This window comes from Sanguibacter suarezii NBRC 16159, from assembly GCF_001552735.1.
GTDB classification, from domain to species: Bacteria; Actinomycetota; Actinomycetes; order Actinomycetales; family Cellulomonadaceae; genus Sanguibacter; species Sanguibacter suarezii.
Window position 1 is genome coordinate 179,564 of sequence record NZ_BCRT01000015.1, and the last position, 22,134, is coordinate 201,697.

Genomic DNA, 22,134 nt, shown 5'->3' on the forward strand with positions numbered 1-22,134 from the left:
GCGGCGCGGGTCTCAGGCGTCGACCGGCTCGGTCAGCCGCTGGCTGATCACCGTGGTGACCCCGTCCCCGCGCATGGTCACGCCGTAGAGCGCGTCGGCGATCTCCATCGTGCGCTTCTGGTGGGTGATGACGATGAGCTGGCTGTCCCGCTGAAGCTCGGTGAAGATGCCCAGCAGCCGGCCGAGGTTGGTGTCGTCCAGGGCCGCCTCGACCTCGTCCATGACGTAGAACGGGCTGGGTCGAGCCTTGAAGATCGAGACGAGCAGCGCGACCGCGGTGAGCGAGCGCTCACCTCCGGAGAGCAGGGACAGTCGCTTGACCTTCTTGCCGGCCGGCCGCGCCTCGATCTCGATCCCGGTGGTGAGCATGTCGTCGGGGTCGGTGAGCACGAGGCGCCCCTCCCCGCCCGGGAAGAGACGGGGGAAGACCTCGGCGAACTGCGCCTCGGTGTCACGGTAGGCCTCGGTGAAGACCTGCTCGACCCGCTCGTCGATCTCCCGGACGAGCTCCATGAGGTCCGCGCGCGAGCGCTTGAGGTCGCTCAGCTGCTCGGAGAGGAAGGCGTGCCGTTCCTCGAGCGCCGCGAACTCCTCCAGCGCCAGCGGGTTCACCTTGCCCAGCGCAGTCATCGCCCGTTCTGCCGAGCGCAGCCGCTTCTCCTGCTCCAGGCGCACGTAGGGACGTCCGGCGGGCTCATCGGTCTCCGGGTCCCGGTCGCCGTCAGCGGGTGGGACCGGGACGGGCAGGTGCGGCCCGAACTCCTCGATCAGCGTCTGCGGGTCCAGCCCCAGCTCCTGCGCGGCGCGGTCCTGGAGGGTCTCGACCCGCAGCTGCTGCTGCGCGCGCGCGACCTCGTCACGGTGTGCGGAGTCGGTGAGCTCACGCAGGTCCGCGGTGAGGGCGTCCACGGCGGTCCGCAGCGTCCCGCGCTGGGCCTCCCGCGCGCCTCGGGCCGCCTCTTCGGCGTCCCGGTGCGTCGCGGCGCGGGCGATCGACCGCTCGAGGTGGGTCAGGGTGGCCTCCGCCGCGTCACGGACGGTCCGCGCGCGGGCGATCTGCTCACGGCGTCGCAGCTCCCGCTGCGCTGCGCGTTCCCGCGCGGCGCGCTCGGTGGCCGCCGAACGCTCGAGGGCCTGCGCGCGACCGGCGACCGCACGGGCGCGCTCCTCGCTCGTGCGCAGCGCGAGCCGCGCCTCGGTCTCCAGGGAGCGGGCCTGGACCGCCTGGGCGCTCGCCCGGTCCCGGTCGGCGGTGCAGGCGGCGAGGGCGTCCTGGCTGTCCTGCGGCGCGAGCTGGGCGGCCTCGTAGCGCTCGGTGAGCTCCGCGAGGACCTCCCGCTCCTGGCTGAGCGCGCGGCCGGCGGCGTCCAGGCGGTCCTGGATCCGTGCCGACTCCTCGCCCGCGGCCCGCGCGGCGGCACCGAGCGCGCCGAGCTGGTCGGCGACCGCCGCGATCGCGGCGTCGGACTCGTTCAGACGAGCGAGGGTGAGGTCGTGGCGGCGGCGGGCGCTGTCCTCGCGGGCGAGGGCCTCCACCCGGGCGTCGTGGGCGCGGGCCAGCCGCTCCTCGGCGTCAGCCTGGGCGGCGCGCGCCTCGTCCAGGGCCGTCTGCAGGTGCAGCACGCTGGGTGCGGCCGCGGAGCCGCCCCACGCCCGGTGGGCGCCGAGCACGTCGCCGGCGCGGGTGACCGCGGTGACGCCGGGGTGGGCGGCCACCACCTGCTGGGCGTCAGCGAGGTCAGCGACGATCAGGACGCCCGTGAGCAGGCGCTCCACGGCCCGGCGGACCGAGGCTGCCGGGTGCACCACGGTCGAGGCCCACACGGCACCGTCAGGCAGCCCGGCGGCGCCGATCAGCAGGTCCTCGTCCACGGGGATGTCACCGTCACGATCACCGGCGGCGTCACTGGTCGCATCACCGGTCGCGTCACCGACGACCAGGCTCGCACGGCCGGCGTCGTCGGCGCGCAGCAGGCGGATGGCGTCGACGGCTGCCTCCGCGGATTCGACGGCGACCGCGTCGGCGTGCGGGCCGAGGGCAGCAGCGACCGCGTCGGCGAAGCCAGGGTCCACGCTCATCAGGGCGGCCATCGAACCGAGGGTCCCGCGCAGGGAGTCCGCGGCGAGCAGGGCTCCGGCGCCGTCCTTGCGGGTCAGGCTGAGCTCGAGGGTCTCGGCGCGGGTGCGCCAGGTGACCCCGTCCCGCTCGGCCTCCTCACGCTGCTGGAGCACCTCGCGCAGCGCCTCGGAGGCGGCGTGCAAGGCGGCGACGGCCTCCTCGTGGTCGGCGTCGAGGTCTTCTTCGCCCTGCGTCGCACCGGCGGCCTGGGTCTCGAGCACCTCCACGTCGCCCCGCGCAGCTGCGCCACGCTCCAGCGCGGCGTCGAGGGAGGCGCGCAGCCGGCCGATCTCCGCCTCGGTGGCGGCGGCCGCGGACTGGCGGGCGGAAACCTGTCCGGCAAGCCGCGCCAACCCTTCACGCTGGTCGGCGACCCCGCGCTGGACGGCGGCCAACGCCTTCTCAGCAGCGGTGGTGGCGTCCTCAGCCGCGACGCGGGCAGCAGTGGCCTCGCTCAGGCGCGCGGTCCGCGCGGCCACCTCGCGGGCGAGCTCGGCGTCGCCCGCGCGCGCCCGGGCGGCCTGGGCCTCGAGCTCGCGGGGGTCCTGCCCCGGGGACGGAGCGGGCTCAGCAGCGAGCAGCCGCAGGCGGTCGGCAGCCAGGGTGCGGGTCCCGGTGAGGCGGTCGCGCAGCGAGCCGAGCGCGTACCAGGTGGCGTTGGCCTCGGCCACGGCCGGACCGGCGGCGCTGATCTGCTGCTCGAGGGCGGCGAGCTCTGCCCGGCGCTCCGCCAGCTCACGCTCGACCTCACCGGCCCGGGCGCGCAGGGCGCTCTCGTCGGCGATCTCCTGGGCGAGGCCGGCGGTGAGCTGGGCGAGGTCGTCTGCCAGCAGCCGTGCCTTGGCGTCACGCAGGTCGGCGGCCACGACGGCGGCCTTGCGGGCCATCTCGGCCTGGCGGCCGAGCGGTCCCAGCTGCCGGCGCAGCTCCGCGGTGAGGTCGCCCAGGCGCAGCAGGTTGCCGGACATCGCCTCGAGCTTGCGCAGGGCCTTGTCCTTGCGCTTGCGGTGCTTGAGGACGCCGGCGGCCTCCTCGATGAAGCCGCGGCGCTCCTCGGGGGTGGCGCGCAGCACGGCGTCGAGCTGGCCCTGGCCCACGATGACGTGCATCTCCCGGCCGAGGCCGGAGTCGGAGAGCAGGTCCTGGATGTCGAGCAGGCGGCAGGAGGAGCCGTTGATCGCGTACTCCGAGCCGCCGTTGCGGAACAGCGTTCTAGTGATCGTCACCTCGGCGTACTCGATCGGCAGCGCGCCGTCGGTGTTGTCGATGGTCAAGGACACCTCGGCGCGGCCCAGCGGCGGGCGCCCGGCGGTGCCGGCGAAGATGACGTCCTCCATCTTGCCCCCGCGCAGGGTCTTGGCTCCCTGCTCCCCCATGACCCAGGCCAACGCGTCGACGACGTTGGACTTGCCCGAGCCGTTCGGGCCCACGACGCAGGTCACCCCGGGCTCGAAGCGCAGCGTCGTCGCCGAGGCGAACGACTTGAAGCCGCGCAGGGTGAGTGTCTTGAGGTGCACGCCCCACAGACTAGTAGCCGCACCCGACACCCGGGAGCCTCCCCGCCCTGAACGCGGCACGCCTGCCGGCGCTCTGGCGGCGGCAGGCGTCCCGCGCTCAGCGCAGGGGCAGGAGATGGAGCGAGGCCCTCAGATGCCGGGGGTGCGGTGGGAGGGCGCGCTGAACGGGTCTGCCGCGATCAGAGCGCGGGGAACCAGAGGGCGATCTCGCGGGCTGCGGACTCCTCGGAGTCGGAGCCGTGAACGAGGTTCTGCTGGACCTTCAGGCCCCAGTCGCGGCCCAGGTCACCACGGATGGTGCCGGGGGCGGCCGTCGTCGGGTCGGTCGTGCCGGCGAGGGAGCGGAAGCCGGGGATGACGCCCTGGCCCTGGGCGACGATCGCCAGCAGCGGTCCGGACTTCATGAACTCTACGAGGGGCGCGAAGAAGGGCTTGCCCTCGTGCTCGGCGTAGTGGGCGGCGAGGAGCGCGTCGTCCGCGGTCTTCAGCTCGACGGCCACGAGCTCGTAGCCCTTGGCCTCGATCCGGCGCAGGATCTCCCCGCTCAGGCCCCGGCGGACGCCGTCGGGCTTGACGAGGATCAGGGTACGGGAGACTGCTGAGGAGGTGGTCATGGCTCAAACCCTAACGGGTGCGGCCCCTCTCCCCACCAGCGACGACCCGGCCGGGCCGTCCGGTTCAGGTGACGTTCGGCGCCTGGTCGGGGTGCGCGGCGTCGTACTCCGCGCGCTCCCGGTCGATCTTGGCGCCCAGCCACAGCGAGACGGCCCACAGGGCCACGAACACCGCCGCGACGGGGAACATCAGCGGGATGACGAAGCCGATGGCCAGCACCGGCAGCTGCACCACGGACCCGGCGACGTAGCCGCCGGGGGCGTTCACCAACCTGCTCAGAACCACGAGCACGAGGGTGAGCACTCCCCCGGCAAGCCACACCTGCGACGACGGTGCGCCGGAGAGCTTGTCCGCGACCAGAGTTGCAAAGAACACCACGAAGGCCTCCAAGATCAGCATCGTGGAGGTGAACTGTGGCTTCGCAGCCTTCTTCCTCACGATCCTCGGCGTCGCAGGCGACGTGCCCGAGGGGTCCCCGGCGGGACCGGACTGCACAGGCAACTCTGGTGAACTCACAGTTTCAGGATACCGAAGGCCCGGTGCCGCTCGGGTCACGGCGAGCGGTGTCGCCCGTGTCGGTCGTCACCTCCGCGGCCGGTCCGCCGGCCGCCTCGTCCGTGCCCGGTCCGCCGACCAGCACGAGGTCGGCATCGTCGCCGGTGGTCGCGCCCTCACCGAGCGCGGCAGCTCCCTCGACCGAGAGCGCCTCGCCGCGGGCCACCATCCCCGCCTCGGTGGACAGCTTGACCTCACGCAGGAACAGCGTGAACAGGAAGCCGATGGCCAGCAGCGGCACGAGGTACCAGAAGGCCGGGGCCAGGGCGTTCGCGAAGCCGTCGATGACCCCCTGCTTGAGGGGCTCGGGGAAGGTCTGCACGGCGGCCGGGGTCACGCCCGTCGGGTCCAGCAGCGCGGCCTGCTCGGGCGGCACCGAGGTGGCGACGCCGACGAGGTTGTCTGCCAGGCGGCCCGTGAAGATCGTGGAGAACACGGCCACGCCCACGGCCGCGCCGATCTCGCGGAAGAAGTTGTTCGAGCTCGTGGCCGTCCCGATCTCCCGGGGGTCGACTGCGTTCTGCACCGCGAGGACGATGGTCTGCATGACCAGGCCCAGGCCTGCCCCCAGGACGAAGAGCATCATCCCGAAGACGACCAGGGAGGTGTCGCCCTTGATCTGGGTCAGGGCCACCAGACCGACCGTGGCCACCGCCATGCCGGCGATCGGGTACTGCTTGTAGCGTCCGGTCTTGGTGATGAGGATTCCGGAGCCGATCGCGGTGATCATCATGCCGACCATCATCGGCAGCATGAGGAAGCCGGACTCGGTCACCCCGGCTCCGGAGGACATCTGCAGGAAGGTCGGCAGGAAGCTCAGGGCGGCGAACATGCCCATCCCGATGACCAGGCCGACGATCGTGGAGATGGTGAAGGTGCGGTTCTTGAACAGGTGCAGCGGGATGAGCGGCTCCTGCGCCCGGCGCTCCACGACGATGAACAGCGCGGTCCCCAGGACCACGGCTGCGGCGAGGGCGAGCAGACCGGTGTGCGACCAGTCGTACGACGTCTGACCGCTCCAGCTGGTCCAGCTCGTGATGAGGACCAGGCTCGAGGTCGCCACGACCATGAGGAGGATCCCGGCGACGTCGATCTTCTTGCCGGAGCGGTGCGAGGGCAGCTTGAGGGTGACCCAGGCGGTGATGAGCGCCGCGATGCCGATCGGGATGTTGATCCAGAAGCACCAGCGCCAGTTGGCGTGGTCGGTGAACAGCCCGCCCAGCAGCGGGCCGATCACGGCAGAGAGGCCGAAGAGCGCACCCATCGGTCCCATGTACTTCCCGCGCTCCTTGGCCGGGACGATGTCCGCGATGATCGCCTGCGACAGGATCATCAGGCCACCGCCGCCCAGGCCCTGGACCCCGCGCCAGAAGACGAGCTGGCCGAAGTTCTGGGCGAAGCCGGCCCCGGCCGAGGCCAGGGTGAACAGCCCGATCGCGAAGAGGAACGGCCAGCGCCGGCCCCACAGGTCACCGAACTTGCCGTAGAGCGGCATGACGATCGCGATCGCCAGGATGTAGGCGGTCATCAACCAGCCCTGGTGCTCCACGCCGTTGAGCTCACCGACGATGGTCGGCATGGCGGTGCCCAGGATGGACTGGTCGAGGGAGGACAGGAACATCGACGCCAGGAGGGCGCCGAAGATCGTCCACACGGTGCGGGGGTTGAGCACGACGAGAGGCTTGTCCTCGGCCGTCGCGGTGGCGGGAGGGGATGCTGCCATGAGGTGTCCTCTTCTGAGTTCTGTGGTCCTGGATCAGTCGGTCGCGAACAGGGCACGCAGCTCTGCGACGGCGACTGACACGTAGGTGAATGGTGGGTCTGTGCGGCCGGCGGCTTCCCAGTGGGTCAGGGCAGAGCGGACCATGACCGTGACGATCATCGCGGCGTTCTTCTCTGCGGGCCCCACCGTCTCGGCGCCGTTGCGGCGCGCGACGAGGTCCTCGACCAGCCCGCACCGCTCTTCCAACCAGGCCATGTGCCGGAGGAGGAGCTGCGGTTCGCGGTGGACGAGCTGCATGGTCTGACTCATGCGCTCGGGATCGAGGGGGACGTCGGCGAGCTGGGCGGTGGCCAGCTCGGCGCAGTCCAGCAGCAGGTTCCCGGTCGGCCCGCCAGCGACGAAGGTCGCGGCCGCCTCGGGGTCGATCTCCCAGGGGGCGATGCCGAGCACGGAATCGATCTTGGAGTCGAAGTAGTTGAAGAAGGTCCGGGGCGAGACCCCGACCTGGTCGCAGATCATCTCGACCGTCACGGCGTCCAGCCCGTGCTCGTGGACGAGGTCGTGCGCGGCGGCCACGAGCGCTTCTCGTCGCGCCGCCTTCTTGCGCTCGCGCAGGCCGCCGGGGGGGCTCTGCGTCACTGGCTCACGGGTGGGGTGCATCCGAAGAAAATACACTCACTGCAGTTTTGCAGTCAATGCAACTTTGACCCGACGACGCGTGTTCCACGTCACCCGCCCCCACGCGGGCTCCCGAGCCTCCTGGGCGGGTCAGAGCTCGCCGAAGCCGCCCTCGATGGCCTCGACGACCGCAGCGACAGCCTCCTGCGCCTGCGGTCCGGTGGCGGTGAGCACGAGCCCCGCTCCTCCGGTCGCACCGAGCTTCATGAGCTCCAGGACGCTCGCCCCGTTCACCCCGTTGACCGTCACCGTGGCGTCGAAGCCGGCGATGAGCCGGGCGAGCACCGCGGCCGGCCGCGCGTGCAGTCCCATCGGGTTGCGCACGACGACGGTCCGCTCGACCACCCCGTCGGCTGCGGTGCGCTCGGGCGCGCCGTCGCCGGCTGCGTTCTGCCCGCTCTCGCCGCCGGAACCCACGAAGGTGCTCCCGGCGTGCTCGGCCGAGGCGAGCACCTGCTCGATCGTGCCCCCGCCGTGGGCGGTCACCGCTGCGGCGACCGCACCCTCGACGAAGGGCGCGTCCGCGAGGACGACGTGCTGGGCGTCATCGGCCAGGACCTCCAGGACGGACTCCACCGTGAGGATGGCCGAGCCGAGGTCGGCCAGGACCACGACGCCGTCCGCCGCGGCCAAGGCCTCTGAGACCGCCCCGTAGACGCGGTCGAAGCTTGTGCCGAGGGCACCGTCGTCCATCCCGCCGGCGGCCAGCAGCAGCACCTGCGGCGCCATCTGCTGGGCGAGCTCGACTGTCCCCTGGGCCAGACGCTGAGAGTGGGAGACCAGGACCAGTGCCACACGCGCCTTCATGCCGCGTCCTCGCTGGCCCGCACCGCTGCCTGCAGCAGGATCACGCTGGAGGCCGCGCCAGGGTCCTTGTGACCGGCGCTGCGCTCACCGAGGTAGCTCGCACGACCCTTCGTGGCCACGAGCGGGATCGTGGACTCCGCACCCGCTGCGGCGGCCTTCTCCGCGGCGACGAGCACCTCCTCCGGGCTGGCACCGGCATCGGCGGCGGCCACCGCGGCGTCGACCGCCGGGGACCACGCATCGACCATCGTCTTCTCCCCGACCTGGGCCTTGCCGCGCGCGGTGATGCCCTCCAGGGCACCCTCGAGCAGGGCGACCACGGCGTGGGAGTCGAGCTCGGGCAGGCCGCTGACCTTCGCCGCCCGCAAGAACGCCGTCCCGTACAACGGGCCGGAGGCACCGCCCACCGAGGACATCAAGGTGGTGGCGATGGTCTTGAGCACGTCGCCGATCATCTGAGGTGGCTCGGTGACCGCGTCGAGCTTGGCCACGACCGCCTGAAAGCCGCGGTTGAGGTTCTCCCCGTGGTCGCCGTCACCTATCTGTCGGTCGAGCTCGACGAGCTCGACCTTGGCGTCGGCGATCGACCTCGCGGCCTCTCGCGCCCACCGCTGTGCCCATGCCACGTCCAACGTCATTCCTGCCTCAGTCCCTCTCTAGACAGCCGTGCCGCTCTCAGCGGCGGTGCACCGACCTCACCAGCGCAGCGCGGCGGTGTGGACCGGTGCGTCCCACAGCTCGGTGAACTCCTCGTCCAGACGGAGCACGGTCACCGATGCGCCCTGCATCTCCAGCGACGTCACATAGTTGCCGACGAGCGAACGCGCCACGGTGATGCCGCGTTCGGTGAGGAGTCGGTGTGCCTGACGATAGACCACGTACAGCTCCGACAAGGGCGTGCCGCCCATACCGTTAACGAACAGCAACACATCCTCGCCGCGACCGACCTCCAGGTCCTCCAGGATCGGGTCGACGAGCATGCCGGTGATCTCGTCCGCGGACGCCGCCGGGATGCGGCGGCGGCCGGGCTCCCCGTGGATCCCGATCCCGATCTCTACCTCGTCCTCGGGCAGGTCGAAGCTGGGACCTCCCACGTGCGGGACCGTGCAGGCGGTCAGCGCCACCCCCATCGAGCGGACGTTGGCGTTGACCCGGGCGGCGATGGCCGCCACGGTCGCGAGGTCGTCGCCGCGCTCGGCAGCCGCACCGGCGATCTTCTCCACCGCGACGGTGCCCGCGACCCCGCGCCGTCCCGCCGTGTAGAGGGAGTCCTTGACCGCCACGTCGTCGTCGACGACGACGACCGCGACGGTCACGCCGTCCTCCTCGGCGAGCTCGACGGCAGTCTCGAAGTTCAGCACGTCGCCGGTGTAGTTCTTGACGATGGCGAGCACCCCGCTACCGCTGTCCGCTGCCACCAGGGCAGGCACGATCTGGTCCGGGGACGGCGAGGTGAACACCGCGCCGGGGACCGCCGCGTCGAGCATGCCGACGCCGACGAAGCCGGCGTGCAGCGGCTCGTGACCGGCGCCGCCGCCGGAGACCAGGCCGACCTTCCCGTGCACGGCCCCGCCGCGGCGCAGCACCAGCAGCGGGTCGGTGCGGACATCGACGATGTCCGCGTTCGCCCAGCCGAAACCTTCGACCGACTCGGCAACCACGTGCTCGGGATCGTTGATGAGCTTCTTCATGACTTGCCCTTCATCGCGCGTCAGCCAGGTACGTTCATTGAAGCACCGCCGACGCGGGGCTGCTCACCCAAGCCCGAGCAGCATCCGCGCCTCAGCGACGAGGATGACCGAGCCGGTGACCAGCACGCCCGTGCCGGTGCCCACCCCGGTGGTGTCCTCGCTCTCGGCGCGCCCGGCCGCCACGTCGATCGCGTCGTCCAGCCGGGGTGAGGCGTGCACCCGGTCCTCGCCGAAGATCTCGATCGCGAGCTCCTCGAGATCGTCGACGTCGTGGGAGCGGACCGAGGAGGACTGCGTCACGACGATCTCGGCCAGCAGGGGCTCGAGCAGGGACAAGATGGTCTCGGCGTCCTTGTCCTCCAGGATGCCGACCACCCCGACGAGCCGGGAGAACTCGAATGACTCCTCGATCGCGTCGACGAGCACCTGCGCACCGGCGCCGTTGTGCGCGGCGTCGAGCAGGATGGTGGGGCTGGAGCGGACGACCTCCAGGCGGCCCGGGGAGTCGGTCGAGGCGAAGGCCGCCCCGACGACGTCGCCGTCGAGCGCCCCGCCGCCGGAGACCAGCGCCTCGGTCGCGGCCAGCGCGAGCAGGGCGTTGTGCGCCTGGTGGGCGCCGTAGAGCGGCAGGAAGATCTCCGTGTACAGCCCCGCGGGGGTGCGCAGGCTGAGCAGCTGCCCGCCCACGGCCGGGAACCGCTCGGCGACCTCGAGGTCGATGCCCTCGCGCAGCACCCGGGCGCCGCGCCGGGCGGCCTCGCCCAGGACGATCTCCTCGGCGACCGGCTTCTGCTCGGCGAGCACGACGGTCGCCCCGTCCTTGATGATCCCGGCCTTCTTCTCCGCGATCTCCTCGATCGTGTGCCCGAGCCAGCCCTGGTGGTCCAAGGAGATCGGGGTGATGATCGCGATGTCACCGTCCACGACGTTGGTGGAGTCCCACAGCCCGCCCATACCGACCTCGATGATCGCGACGTCGACCGGAGCGTCGGCGAAGGCCGCGAAGGCCATCACCGTGAGCACCTCGAAGAAGCTCAGGCGCGGACCGCCGGCGGTCTCGGAGACCGCGTCGACCATCTCGATGTAGGGCTCGACGTCACGGAACACCTCGATGAAGCGCTCGGCGCTGATCGGCACACCGTCGATCGCGATGCGCTCGGTGACCGAGCTCAGGTGCGGGCTGGTGAACCGGCCGGTGCGCAGCCCGTGCTCGCGCACGAGGCTCTCGAGCATCCGGGAGGTCGACGTCTTGCCGTTGGTCCCGGTGAGGTGGATGGAGCGGTAGGCCTTCTGCGGGTCGCCGAGCAGCTCGCACACGTCCCGGACGCGGTCGAGCGTGGGGTCGATGTCGTGCTCGGGCGCCCGGGACATGATCTCCCGGTAGACCGCGTCGAGCTCGGCCTGGACCTCGGGGGGGACGACGGGGCCGGTGTCCCGGCGCCGTCCGTTCTTGCGGGTGCTCACGCGTCGGCTCCGTCTGTGGTGTCCGGCGTGGTCGCCGTGACGGCGACCCGCCGCTCGGGGGTGGGTGACGTCTCCAGGACGATCTCGACCGCGAGGGTCTCGCGGGCGATGAGGTCGCGGTGCTCGTCGACCGCTCGGACCCACTCGGCGGGGACTGCCAGGGAGGCCACGATGCGGTCGCCGACGTTGAGGCCGGCGGCCTTGCGGGCGTCCTGGACGTCGCGGACGACGTCCCGGGCGTATCCCTCACCGAGCAGGGCGTCGGTGAGCTCGAGGTCGAGGACCACGAAGCCACCGTCGGGCAGCACCGCGGCGGCCACCGAGGCGCCGGAGTCGTCGTCGGTCTGGGCAACGACGGTGACGAGCTCGTACTCGCCCTCGACGAGGGGCACCTCGCCGTCGGCGGTGCGCACCACGACCGTGCCGTCGCCGTCCTCGAACCACTCCCCTGCCTTGGCGGCCTTGATGGCTGCCTGGACGCCGCGACCCAGCCGCGGACCGGCGGCGCGAGCGTTGACGCTGAGACGACGCGAGATCCCGAAGGACTCCGCGGCGCCCTCGGCCAGGGGCACGAGCTCGACGGACTTGACGTTGAGCTCACCCATGAGCAGGTCGGTGTACGGCTCGAGGGCCGCGGTGTCCTCGACCACGACGGTGAGGGCCGCCAGCGGCTGACGCACGCGCAGCTGGTGGGCCTTGCGCAGACCGAGGCTCAGGGACACGATCGAGCGGACCGTGTCCATGGACGCGACCAGGGCCGGGTCGTCGGCGAGCACCAGCCCGTCCTGGGTCGGTGCGCCGTCGGCGCCGGTGAGCACCGGCCAGTCGGTCAGGTGCACGCTGCGCCCGCCGGTCAGGCCGCGCCAGACCTCTTCGGAGAGCAGCGGCGCGAGCGGGGCCATCACCCGGGTGAGGGTCTCCAGCGCGGTGAACAGCGTGTTGAAGGCGTTGTCGTCCTCAGCCCAGAACCGGTCCCGCTGGGTGCGCACGTACCAGTTGGTCAGGGTGTCCAGGTACTGGCGCACGGTCTCGCAGGCGCCTGCCACGTCGAAGACGTCGAGCTGGGCCTGGACGTCGGCGACGAGGTTGCGCGTGCTCGCGAGCAGGTAGCGGTCCATGTCGGGGAGACCGGCGACCTCCTCCGGGGTGATCCGGCGTGCGGTGTAGCCCGCCCCCGAGCGCGCAGCGCCGGCGTACAGCGTGAAGAAGTAGTACGTGCTCCACACCGGCAGCAGCACCTGACGCACCGAGTCGCGGATGCCGTCCTCGGTCACCACGAGGTTGCCCCCGCGCAGGATCGGGGAGCTCATGAGGAACCAGCGCATGGCGTCGGAGCCGTCACGGTCAAGGACCTCGGAGACGTCGGGGTAGTTGCGCAGCGACTTGCTCATCTTGCGGCCGTCGGAGCCGAGCACGATGCCGTGGGAGACGGCGTTGCGGAAGGCCGGCCGGTCGAAGAGCGCCGTGGCGAGGACGTGCAGGGTGTAGAACCACCCGCGCGTCTGACCGATGTACTCCACGATGAAGTCACCCGGGTAATGGTGCTCGAACCAGTCGGCGTTCTCGAAGGGGTAGTGCACCTGGGCGAAGGGCATCGAGCCGGAGTCGAACCACACGTCGAGGACGTCGGGGATGCGGCGCATGGTGGACTTCCCGGTGGGGTCGTCCGGGTTGGGGCGGGTCAGCTCGTCGATGAACGGCCGGTGCAGGTCGGTCACCGGCACCCCGAAGTCTGCCTCGAGCTCCGCGAGGGATCCATAGACGTCGATGCGCGGGTAGTTCGCGTCGTCGGAGACCCACACCGGGATGGGCGTCCCCCAGTACCGGTTGCGGGAGATGGACCAGTCGCGGGCGCCGGCCAGCCACTTGCCGAACTGCCCGTCCTTGATGTGCTCCGGGGTCCAGGTGATCTCCTGGTTGAGCTCGACCATGCGGTCTCGGATCTTCGTCACCGAGACGAACCAGCTGGAGACCGCCTTGTAGATGAGCGGGTTCCGGCAGCGCCAGCAGTGCGGGTAGGAGTGCTGGTAGGTCTCGTGCCGCAGCACCAGGGCACGGCGGGAGGCATCGATGCGCGCCAATGGGCCGGTGCCGTCCTTGAGGTCCTTGATGATCTGCGGGTTGGCGTCGAAGACCTGCTCGCCCGCGTACTCGGGGACGGCGACGGTGAAGCGCCCGCGGGCGTCGACCGGCACCACGGTGGCGATCCCGGCCTCCTGGCACACGGCCATGTCGTCCTCGCCGAAGGCGGGGGCGAGGTGGACCAGGCCGGTGCCGTCCTCGGTCGTGACGAAGTCCGCAGCGAGGATCTGGTGGGCCGCGGCGTTCTCGGGGTCACCGGCGAAGTAGTCGAAGACCGGGGCGTAGCGGCGCCCGGCCAGCTCGGAGCCCTTGACGGTGCGCACCACGTGCGAGGCGGCGTCGTCGGAGAGGTCGAGCTCCTTGGCGTAGGCGCCCAGGCGCGCGGCACCGAGGATGACCGTCGAGCCGGCCAGCGCGGACTGCGGACCGGGGGTCACGGCGACGTAGTCGACCTCCGGGCCAACGGCGACGGCGAGGTTGGACGGCAGCGTCCACGGCGTCGTGGTCCAGATGAGGACGACCTCGTCGGTCGGCTCGCCGGCGGCGTCCAGCAGACGCAGCGCGACCGTCAGCGCCGGGTCCTGACGAGACTGGTAGACGTCGTCGTCCATGCGCAGCTCGTGGTTGGACAGCGGGGTCTCGTCGCGCCAGCAGTAGGGCAGCACGCGGTAGCCCTCGTAGGCCAGGCCCTTGTCGTAGAGCTGCTTGAAGGCCCAGATGACGGACTCCATGAAGGAGACGTCGAGGGTCTTGTAGTCGTTGGCGAAGTCCACCCAGCGCGCCTGCCGGGTGACGTACTGCTTCCACTCCTCGGAGTACTTCATGACCGAGGTGCGGCAGACGTCGTTGAAGGCGGCGATGCCCATGGCCTCGATCTGGGACTTGTCCGTGATCCCCAGGGTCCGCTCGGCCTCGAGCTCGGCGGGCAGGCCGTGGGTGTCCCAGCCGAAGCGGCGCTCGACCTTCTGCCCGCGCATGGTGCGGTAGCGCGGCACGACGTCCTTGGCGTAGCCGGTGAGCAGGTGCCCGTAGTGCGGCAGACCGTTGGCGAAGGGTGGGCCGTCGTAGAAGACGAACTCGTTCGAGCCGTCCTGACCTGCCGGACGCGCGTCGACGGAGGCCTGGAAGGTCCCGTCCTTCTTCCAGTACGCGAGCACCTGCTCCTCGAGGGCGGGCAGGTTCGGCGAGGCGACCACGCCCGTCTGGTCGGGGCGGTGCTTGGGGTAGCTGTGCTGAGAGTTCTGGGCTGAGCTGGACATGAGGCGGGCTCCTGGGTGGTCCGAGTGGTGCACGTGCCGTGCGAGGACGACGCCGGACGCTCTCGCGCCGTGCCGCGGTACCACCCCGCTTGCCGCCCCACACTGCTGGGCGACCTCTCATGCCGGCTGTGACGGGCCTTACCCGTCCGGTTCTACTGGGGCGACGCCGTGCGGCGCGCCTGTTCTTCCGGAGGCTCACCGGTGATGGCCGGGTCGATGCCTGTGCACCCATGATACCCGGCATCCTCCCGTGGCTGCCATCCCTCCCACGCTGTCCGCGACCAGCCCGGACCGCGGTGTTAGTGTCCCAAGGACTGAGCTTCTCCCCGCTGCTGCCACGGAGGCCTCACCATGACGACCACCGCACCCGACCACCCACGCGCGCACAAGGTGACCACCCCCTGGTCCCTCCCGGGGCCGGCGGTGCTGCGGTCCGTCGCCAGCTCCCCGGACGGGCTGACCGGTGAGGAGGCCGGCGCCCGGCTCGCCCGGGACGGGCGCAACGAGCTGCCGGAACCGGCGCAGCCCTCCGCCCTCAAGCGCCTGCTGAGCCAGTACGCGGACGTGCTCATCTACATCCTCGTCGCCGCGGCCGTGCTCAAGGCCGTCACCGGCGACTGGGTCGACTTCACCGTGATCGTCGTGGTCATCGTGGCGACCGGTCTCATCGGGTTCATCCAGGAGGGACGGGCCGCGTCGGCGCTGGCCGGGCTGCGCACGATGCAGTCGCTCAGCGCCCAGGTGCGCCGCGACGGGGACTGGGGCGTGGTCGACTCCGCGACCCTCGTGGTCGGCGACGTCGTGCGGGTGCGCAGCGGGGACCGGGTACCGGCCGACGTCCGCCTGCTGTCCTCGACCGGGCTGCAGGTCGACGAGTCCGCACTCACCGGAGAGTCCGTGGCCGCCACCAAGTCCGACGACCCCGTCCCGCCCGACGCGGGCATCGGTGACCGGACGTCGATGCTCTACTCCGGGACGATCGTGACCGCCGGGGCCGGCGAGGGCGTGGTCGTGGCGACCGGCGCCGGGACCGAGATCGGTCACATCTCGGCTCTGGTCAGCGAGCAGGAGACGACGGACACCCCGTTGTCGCGCCAGCTCGCGCACCTGGGCAAGCAGCTGTCGATCCTCATCGGGGTGCTCGCGGTGGTCATGCTGCTCGTCGGCCGGCTCGTGCACGGGCTGGACACCGACGAGCTCATCTCCGCGGCCATCGGCTTCGCGGTGGCCGCCGTCCCGGAGGGCCTGCCCGCACTGGTGACCATCACGCTGGCGCTCGGCGTCCAGCAGATGGCCCGCAACCGGGCGATCACCCGCAAGATGGAGGCGGTCGAGACCCTCGGCTCGACCACGACGATCTGCTCGGACAAGACCGGCACCCTCACCCAGAACGAGATGACGGCTCGCACCGTCGTCACGGCTGCGGGGACCTACACCGTCGAGGGCACCGGCTACGCCCCGGTCGGGCGTATCCTCACCGCCGACGGCGCACCGGCTGACCTGGGCGCCCACCCTGACCTCGCCGCCTTCGTGCTGGCCGCGGCCCTGTGCAACGACGCCCACGTCGAGCCGGCGGGCGACGGCTGGCGGGTGGTCGGTCAACCGACCGAGGGTGCCCTCGACGTGCTCGCCGCGAAGTCCGGTGTGGACGTCGGAGCCGTCCGGGTAGCCGCGGTGCCCTTCGAGTCCACCCACAAGTTCGCCGCGACCCTGGACGAGGTACCACCCGGCGCGGGTCCCGGCGGCGTGAGCCGCGTCGTGCACGTGGTGGGTGCCCCGGACCGGCTGCTCGACCGCTCGAGCACCGAGCGCTCCCCCGGTGGCGAGACGGTCGCGTTGGCGCGGGACGCCTGGGAGGAGCGCATCGACGCGCTGTCCGCCCGTGGCCTGCGCGTGCTCGCCGCAGCCGTCCGCCCCGCCGAGGGCGTCGACGACCTCAGCCTGAGCGACCTCGAGGGCGGGCTGACCTTCCTCGGTGTCGTCGGCATCGTCGACCCGCCTCGCCCCGAGGCGACCGCGGCGATCGCGGAGGCGCACGCCGCGGGCATCCGGGTGAAGATGATCACCGGCGACCACCGCGGCACGGCGACGGCGATCGCCCGCGAGCTCGGCATCGCCCCCAGCCAGGGCCCTGTGCCCGCGCTGACCGGCGCGGACCTGCAGGCCATGGACGACGACGAGCTGCGCGAGGTGGTCCGTGACATCGACGTCTATGCCCGCACCTCCCCCGAGCACAAGCTGCGGATCGTGCGTGCCCTGCAGTTCCACGGCGAGGTCGTGGCGATGACCGGGGACGGGGTCAACGACGCCCCGTCGATCACCCGGGCGGACGTGGGGGTCGCGATGGGCATCAAGGGCACCGAGGCCACCAAGGAGGCCGCGGACATCGTCCTGGCCGACGACAACTTCGCCACGATCGAGCGGGCCGTGGAAGAAGGGCGGCGGATCTACGACAACATCCGCAAGGCCGTCGTCTTCCTGCTGCCCACCAACGGCGCGCAGTCCCTGGTCATCCTCGTCGCGGTGCTGGCCGGGCTGGCACTGCCGCTGTCGCCGGTGCAGATCTTGTGGATCAACCTCGTCACCGCCCTGACCCTGTCGCTCACCCTCGCGGGAGAGCCGGCCGAGCCAGGCATCATGCGCCGAAAGCCCCGGTCGCCCTCCGAGCAGGTCCTCTCCGGCCGCGCCCTCGCGCTGGTGCTCATCGCCTCGGTGGTCATCGGTGCCGCGACGCTCCTGGTCTACCTGCTGGAGCGGGACCGGACCGATGACTACGCCGTCGCGCAGACCTCCGCGGTCATGATGCTGGCCCTGGGCCAGCTCGCCTTCCTGCTCAACTGCCGCCTGCTCAACGGCTCCGCCTTCACCCGGCGGGTACTCACGGGGAACCGGAGCCTGTGGGTCTCGGCGGGCGCGCTCCTCGCGCTGCAGCTCGTGTTCACCTACGCGCCCTTCATGCACACGTGGTTCGACTCCGCCGCCATCGGGGCGCGCAGCTGGCTGCTCACCGCTGCGATCGCCGTCGGGGTCTTCGTGGTGATGGAAGGGGCCAAGGCCGTGGTGCGCCGCGTCGCCGACCGGGAGACCCCCGGCGGCTGACCGGCCCTACCGCGTGGCGCGCTCCCCCGGGCGGTCGCCCGCGCGGCGGCGCCGCTCGCTGTAGGCGGAGATGTCGCGGGCGACCATCGACTCGATGGTCACGACCGACAGGTCGAGGTCGAGGCCCAGGTCGAGGGTGAGGTCGGAGGCCTCGTGGGTGCGGTCGAGGGAGAGCGTGGTCATGGTGGGTCCTTGCGGTGCGGGCTGGTGCCTGGACGTACCGCGATCACGCAGGATCGTCGGTGGTCAGGCCGGTCGGTCGGAGGCGGTGGGCCTCAACAACACGCAGCCGCGCACGACTCCGACGCACGACCGGGCACCCGCGCGGCAGGCGCGGGGACGGTCAGCTCGGAGAAGGTCACGCGCCGATCATGCCAGCCCGACGAGCGCCGGCACAACCGCCGTCTCGGTCCGCGGACCTGGTGCTGTGGCTCCGGGTGCCCGCGGCTCACCGCCGGCTCAGCCGTCGAGGGCGACCTCGAAGAGATCACCCGGCGTGCATCCGAGCGCCTCGCACAGCCGCGTCAGGGTGCTGAAACGGATCGCCCGCGCCCGGTTGTTCTTGAGGATGGAGAGGTTGACCACCGAGACCCCCACCCGCTCGGAGAGCTCGACGAGGGTCATCCCTCGCGCCTCCAGGAGGGCATCCATCCGGCACACGACGGCATGGTCGTCGTTCTGGTCGCCCATCAGATGATGCCGTCCTGGTCCCTCGCGAGCCGGGCGCCGCTGCGCAGGGCGACCTGCATGCAGACGCAGAAGAGCATCGCGGCGTAGGCGATCCACACGGCCGAGCCCGAGTCAGGGTTCGGGGCCCGGTGCCCCTCCCACCCCAGGGCGGCGATGACCCAGTTGGTCCCCATGTGCCGCAGGATCTGCGGACCGGCCGCCACGGCGAAGACCACGATCGTGAAGGCGTTGACCAGGCGCAGCGTCGCCGGAGCGAAGACCCGCCCGTCGGAGAGGTTGCGGGCGATCAGCGCGAGCATGACGACCACAGCGCACCACAGGACGGTCTGCAGGCCGTCTGCGACCCAGACCAGGGCGACGGCGCCGCCCGGCAGGGCGTCGGCGGCGACCGTCGCGGTGAGGGTCCCGGTGGGGACGAGGTCGATGCCGGACGGCGGTTGGGCGAGGGTCACCCCGTCGACCTGCTGCAGGGCGACCTCGATGAAGCCCTCCTGCCACTGGTAGGTGGCCGCGAGGAGGTAGGAGACGAGGAGCGCCACGACCCCTAGGCCGCAGGCGACGACGATGCCGATGAGGCTCTGGCGGTCCTTGGGGGTCTGGTCGGCGAGGGTGGACAGCGGGGCCGGCAGCTCAGGGCTCCGGCCTGCGGGTGGGGCGTCGTTGGCATCCATGACAACACCATATCGTTCATCGATACTAACGACAATCGATATGCAGGGATCGAGGTGTCAGGACCGGCATCCCGCCGCGTGACGACGGCGGCCAGCCCCCGTCCGGCTCAGGAGCTGCGGCGCGCCACCTGCGTGTTGGAGACCTGGGCGCGCGGACGGATCATGAGGTGGTCGATGTTCACGTGGTGCGGACGGGTCAGCGTCCAGGTGATCGCGTCGGCGACGTCGTCGGCGGTGAGCGGCTCGTCGACACCCGCGTACACGGCGTCCGCCTTGGCCTGGTCCCCGGCGAAGCGGGTGAGGGAGAACTCCTCGGTGCGCACCATCCCGGGGGCGATCTCGATGACCCGCACCGGCTCCCCCACGAGCTCCAGGCGCAGCGTGTCGGCGATGACGCGCTCGGCGTGCTTGGCAGCCACGTACCCGGCGCCGCCGGGGTAGGTGCCGTGCCCAGCGGTCGAGGTGAGCACCACGACGTCGCCGCGGCCGGAGTTGCGCAGCGCGGGCAGCAGCGCCTGCGTCACCGCGAGGGTCCCGAGCACGTTGGTCTCATACATCCGCCGCCAGCGGTCGAGGTCGGCCCCCTCCACCGAGTCCGTGCCGAGCGCGCCGCCGGCGTTGTTGACCAGCGCGTGCACCGGTCCGCCCGCGGCGACCTCCTCAGCCAGCCGTGCGACGTCGGCGGCGGCGGTGATGTCCGCGACGACGTAGCTCGTCCCGGTCTCCTCCGCGAGCGCCGCGAGGCGGTCCGCACGGCGGGCCACGGCGACGGTGTCCCAGCCCAGCGCCCGCAGCCGCCGCACGGTCGCCGCCCCGATGCCCGACGACGCGCCGGTCACCACCGCGCGCAGGGCGGCGGGCGTCGTGGCGCCAGTGGGCTGGGTCGGTTCGGGCGCGGTCATGAGGACTCCTCGTGGGTGGACGGTGCCCGGCACGGGTGAGCGGGTACGGTACTTGTTCTAGCACGCCAGGTGCGCTCTGCCTGCGCGCACGTCATGCCGTCTCGGCTGGCGGCAGTGCCCGCCGGGCCCGGCGGGCTCCGCACACGCTCTGGAAGGACGACGACATGACAGTCGGATTCATCGGCACCGGGAACATGACCACCGCGATCGTGCGCGGGATGGTCGCCGCCGGCTTCGTGCCCGCCTCGGAGATCGTGGTCTTCGACCCGAACGCGCACAAGCGCGAGGCGCTCGCCCGCGACCTGGGGGTCGTGGCCGTGGAGTCCAACGAGGCTCTCGTGGCTGCGAGCGACGTCGTCGTGCTCGCGGTCAAGCCGCAGGTGCTGCCCGGGGTGCTGGCCCCTCTCGCGGCGCAGATCGCCGACCGCCGCCGGGTGGTCGTCTCGATCGCCGCCGGCACGACGCTGGCCAAGCTCGACGGGCTGCTCGCTGTCGAGGGCACCGAGGCCGGAGCCACGCCCGTGGTGCGTGTCATGCCCAACGTCAACGCGATGATCGGCGCCGGCATGGCGGCCGTGTGCGGCAACGCGGCGGCGTCGAGCGACGACGTGGCCTTCGTCGTGGCGATGTTCACCTCGGTGGGCGCGGCCATCGAGCTGCCCGAGGCTCAGTTCTCCACCTACACCGCCATCGCCGGGAGCTCTCCGGCCTTCGCCTACCTGTTCATCGACGCCCTGGCCCGCGCGGCCGTGGCCGCCGGGATGGGCAAGGAGCTCGCCACGCAGATCGCCGCGCAGACGGTGCTCGGCTCGGCTCAGATGGTGCTGGAGTCGGAGAAGTCCCCGTGGGACCTCATCGACACGGTCTGCTCCCCCGGCGGCACCACGGTCGCCGGGCTGCTGGCCCTGGAGGACCGGGCCTTCCTGTCCACCGTGGCCCATGGGGTGGCCGCGACCATCGCCCGCGACCAGGAGCTCACCGCGGGGTGATCTCCGACTGCCGGGCCGGTGGGGGCGCGAGCAGAGCGCTGTGGCGGGCGGACCGGGGCGAGTAGTCTTGGACCTGATCCCGGGCCTGATTTGGTCTGGTGGCGCGGCTCGGTCTTGAGTCGCTGATCTCCGGTGCGCTGTCGTCGCGCCTCCCGCTGACATCCCACTCCTCCGGAGATCATTCGTGCTGCTCACCACCCGTACCGCCGTCCCCCGCCCTCGCACGCGCGTCACCGGGCTGGCACTCGCTGCCGCCCTCACCGTCGTGCTGGCCTCCTGCTCGTCGCCGGACCCCGAGCCGGCCGCTGCCGGCGGGTCCGCGTCGCCGTCCGACGACGCCTCCGCGACAGCCGCTGCAGCCCAGCCCACGAGCTACCCGCTCACCCTCGACAACTGTGGCGTCCCGGTCACCATCGAGGCGGCCCCGGAGACGGTCCTGACGATCAAGTCGTCCACGACGGAGATGCTGCTCGCCCTCGGCCTGGTGGACACCATCGCCGCGACGGCCTTCCCCGACGGTCCGGTCGCCGACTGGCTCGCCGACGCCGCCGCGACCAACCCCGCCGTGGCCACCCCGCTGAGCGAGAAGGCCCCCGGGCCCGAGGCCGTGACCGAGGTCGAGCCTGACCTGGTCTACGCCGGGTGGGAGTCCAACCTCACCGCCGAGAGCGCCGGAGACCGTGGCACCCTGGCCACCCTCGGCGTGGCCACCTACGTCTCCCCCTCGGCCTGCAAGGAAGCCGCCTACCAGCCGAACCCGCTGACCTTCGACGACGTCTTCGCCGAGATCACCGAGGTGGGGACCATCTTCGACGCCGCCGACGCCGCCGCCGAGCTCGTCGCCGACCAGCGCGCCGAGCTGGCTGCCATCACCCCGGACGACCGCGGCCTGACGGCCCTGTGGTACTCCTCCGGCTCGGACATCCCCTACGTCGGTGCGGGCATCGGGGCACCGCAGATGATCATGGACGCCGCCGGGCTGACGAACATCGCCGCCGGCATCGCGGACACCTGGGGCCCCTTCGGCTGGGAAGAGGTCATCGCCGCCGACCCTGACGTCATCGTGCTCGTCGACTCCGCGTGGGGCTCGACCGAGAAGAAGATCGCCCAGCTGGAGTCCAACCCGGCCACCGCGAACCTCACCGCCGTGCAGGACAAGTCCTACGTCGTGGTGCCGTTCCCGGCCACCGAGGCCGGCGTGCGCAACGTCTCGGCCGCGGCGGACATCGTCGCCCAGCTCGCCGCCCTCCCGCTGACCCCCGCCGCTGGCTGA

General features: G+C 71.7%; 17 protein-coding genes. 3 read left to right on the plus strand and 14 right to left on the minus strand.

Translation table 11 applies throughout. The features are described 5' to 3' along the window. Positions 1–12: 12 nt before the first annotated feature. The 10 genes from smc to ileS form a co-directional block, all read right to left on the minus strand. Positions 13–3,636, minus strand: a complete 3,624-nt coding sequence (gene smc / locus SS2_RS10105; protein ID WP_066463653.1) for a chromosome segregation protein SMC — start codon at positions 3,634–3,636, stop codon at positions 13–15. 179 nt (positions 3,637–3,815) lie between these two features. Beyond that, on the minus strand, positions 3,816–4,250 hold the full coding sequence (gene ndk, locus SS2_RS10110; protein ID WP_066463655.1) for a nucleoside-diphosphate kinase: 435 nt from the start codon (positions 4,248–4,250) through the stop codon (positions 3,816–3,818). Positions 4,251–4,314: 64 nt separating this feature from the next. Next, a complete protein-coding gene (locus tag SS2_RS10115; RefSeq protein ID WP_083942112.1) occupies positions 4,315–4,650 on the minus strand; it encodes a DUF4233 domain-containing protein in 336 nt (111 codons plus the stop codon). A gap of 121 nt (positions 4,651–4,771) precedes the next feature. Then, on the minus strand, positions 4,772–6,529 hold the full coding sequence (locus SS2_RS10120) for an MDR family MFS transporter (protein WP_083942113.1): 1,758 nt from the start codon (positions 6,527–6,529) through the stop codon (positions 4,772–4,774). A gap of 33 nt (positions 6,530–6,562) precedes the next feature. Continuing rightward, the gene (locus tag SS2_RS10125) at positions 6,563–7,168 is read right to left on the minus strand and encodes a TetR/AcrR family transcriptional regulator (protein ID WP_169796288.1); all 606 of its coding nucleotides are present in this window, start codon (positions 7,166–7,168) and stop codon (positions 6,563–6,565) included. A gap of 129 nt (positions 7,169–7,297) precedes the next feature. Continuing rightward, positions 7,298–8,014 (minus strand): dihydroxyacetone kinase phosphoryl donor subunit DhaM, encoded by a 717-nt coding sequence (gene dhaM / locus SS2_RS10130; protein ID WP_066463659.1) that lies wholly within the window; start codon positions 8,012–8,014, stop codon positions 7,298–7,300. Continuing rightward, entirely contained in the window at positions 8,011–8,652 is a 642-nt protein-coding gene (gene dhaL / locus SS2_RS10135; protein ID WP_066463661.1) for a dihydroxyacetone kinase subunit DhaL, read from the minus strand. Before dhaL ends, dhaM begins: the two co-directional genes overlap by 4 nt. A 57-nt stretch (positions 8,653–8,709) precedes the next feature. Continuing rightward, positions 8,710–9,705, minus strand: coding sequence for a dihydroxyacetone kinase subunit DhaK (dhaK, locus tag SS2_RS10140; RefSeq protein WP_066463663.1), 996 nt, complete (start codon positions 9,703–9,705; stop codon positions 8,710–8,712). Between the two features lie 63 nt (positions 9,706–9,768). Then, positions 9,769–11,169, minus strand: coding sequence for a bifunctional folylpolyglutamate synthase/dihydrofolate synthase (locus SS2_RS10145; protein WP_066463665.1), 1,401 nt, complete (start codon positions 11,167–11,169; stop codon positions 9,769–9,771). Then, complete coding sequence (ileS, locus tag SS2_RS10150) at positions 11,166–14,510, minus strand: isoleucine--tRNA ligase (protein WP_066463667.1); 3,345 nt, start codon at positions 14,508–14,510, stop codon at positions 11,166–11,168. The genes SS2_RS10145 and ileS overlap by 4 nt, the downstream gene beginning before the upstream one ends. A 351-nt stretch (positions 14,511–14,861) precedes the next feature. On the opposite strand from ileS, the gene SS2_RS10155 reads away from it, so the two are divergent. Then, the gene (locus SS2_RS10155; RefSeq protein ID WP_066463668.1) at positions 14,862–17,609 is read left to right on the plus strand and encodes a cation-translocating P-type ATPase; all 2,748 of its coding nucleotides are present in this window, start codon (positions 14,862–14,864) and stop codon (positions 17,607–17,609) included. A gap of 6 nt (positions 17,610–17,615) precedes the next feature. Here the strand turns inward: SS2_RS10155 and SS2_RS17405 are convergent, their stop codons facing one another. The 4 genes from SS2_RS17405 to SS2_RS10170 all read right to left on the minus strand — a co-directional run bounded on the left by SS2_RS17405 (position 17,616) and on the right by SS2_RS10170 (position 19,872). After that, complete coding sequence (locus tag SS2_RS17405) at positions 17,616–17,792, minus strand: hypothetical protein (protein WP_157607286.1); 177 nt, start codon at positions 17,790–17,792, stop codon at positions 17,616–17,618. 276 nt (positions 17,793–18,068) lie between these two features. Beyond that, the gene (locus tag SS2_RS10160) at positions 18,069–18,299 is read right to left on the minus strand and encodes a helix-turn-helix domain-containing protein (protein WP_066463669.1); all 231 of its coding nucleotides are present in this window, start codon (positions 18,297–18,299) and stop codon (positions 18,069–18,071) included. Continuing rightward, a complete protein-coding gene (locus tag SS2_RS10165; RefSeq protein ID WP_066463670.1) occupies positions 18,299–18,970 on the minus strand; it encodes a hypothetical protein in 672 nt (223 codons plus the stop codon). Before SS2_RS10165 ends, SS2_RS10160 begins: the two co-directional genes overlap by 1 nt. Positions 18,971–19,077: 107 nt before the next feature. Then, positions 19,078–19,872 (minus strand): SDR family NAD(P)-dependent oxidoreductase, encoded by a 795-nt coding sequence (locus SS2_RS10170; RefSeq protein ID WP_066463671.1) that lies wholly within the window; start codon positions 19,870–19,872, stop codon positions 19,078–19,080. A gap of 164 nt (positions 19,873–20,036) precedes the next feature. On the opposite strand from SS2_RS10170, the gene proC reads away from it, so the two are divergent. Next, positions 20,037–20,861 carry a pyrroline-5-carboxylate reductase gene (gene proC / locus SS2_RS10175; RefSeq protein WP_066463676.1) on the plus strand — a complete coding sequence of 275 codons (825 nt, stop codon included), beginning with the start codon at positions 20,037–20,039 and terminating at the stop codon, positions 20,859–20,861. Between the two features lie 187 nt (positions 20,862–21,048). Next, positions 21,049–22,134, plus strand: a complete 1,086-nt coding sequence (locus SS2_RS10180) for a putative F420-0 ABC transporter substrate-binding protein (protein WP_066463889.1) — start codon at positions 21,049–21,051, stop codon at positions 22,132–22,134.